1 protein-coding gene is annotated in these 1,030 nt (G+C 72.6%); it reads right to left on the bottom strand.

The annotated features are described in order from the left end of the window. The coding region (locus QH283_RS22020; protein WP_280504865.1) for a class I SAM-dependent methyltransferase at nt 1-513 on the bottom strand (513 nt) is incomplete at its 3' end. Nucleotides 514-1,030: the final 517 nt, after the last annotated feature.

Here is a 1,030-nt window from a genome sequence, read left to right as displayed (position 1 = left end):
CACCGCGGGCCGATGCCGCGGCAGCTGGGCCGTCTCGCGCTCCCGCAGGATGCGGTCGAGTTCAGCGATCCAGGGCTCGGACACGTCGCGGGTGTTCCACACCAGCCCGAGCAGCCCGCCGGGGCGGAGCACCCGCGCCGCCTCCGGGATCGCGCGCTCGGGGTCCACCCAGTGCCAGGCCTGCGCGTACACCAGGACGTCGGCGGTCGCGTCCGGCAACGGAATCGCCTCGGCGGTTCCCATCAGCAACTCGACCTCGGGCAGCACCCGGGCGAACTGCTCGCGCATCCCGGCCGACGGCTCGACCGCGATGACCTCGCGTCCCGGCGCTCCCAGCGCCCGCGTCATCTTCCCGGTCCCCGCGCCGACGTCGACGACCACCCGCGCGTCCTCGGGCACCAGCCAGGCGATCGCCTCCGCCGGATAGGACGGCCGCCCGCGCTCGTACTCCTCCGCCGCGGCCCCGAACGAACGTGCCTGGCGGGCCTTCTCCCCATGTGCGGCGGTCGACATGACGACATCTTTCCACGCACGTGCCCGCCGAACCGCCGTGTCGCGCCGATTGATCCGGTCACCTGGACCGGCGCTGTGAACCCGGCCGCCGCGGCACGGGAGCTCGCCGACCCGACCCGGATGTTGCGCGCCCGCACCGACTTCGCCTGCGAACTGCCGCATCGAGCCGAAGCGGCCATCCGGTCGTGGCCGCACAGCCCCCCGAGGTCCGCGCGTGCGGGAAGGCCGTCGACGCTCAGCGGTGCCGTGCCGCGTGGACACCGGGCCTTCGACGAGATGCTCTCCGGGGCCCGAGGCGGGCAATGCGGCGCCGAGCACGCTGGCCGATGCGCCGAAAATAGCCTGTGAACAGGCGATTTGACATCGCATGTGGCCGTGCGTAACTTATTCCAGGTCAGAGCGACACGGACACCGACCCGGAGCCGAGACGCAGAGCCGCAAGGCTAGGCGGGGCGCGGGAAACGAGGTAGGACGGGGAGCGCCTGGCGATCACACGTTAGGCTCGGCCGTGGACCGG

This window comes from Nocardia farcinica, from assembly GCF_029867845.1.
GTDB classification, from domain to species: Bacteria; Actinomycetota; Actinomycetes; order Mycobacteriales; family Mycobacteriaceae; genus Nocardia; species Nocardia farcinica_A.
Note: the sequence above shows the minus strand (reverse complement) of the source record. Positions and strands in the feature narration are given on the sequence as shown.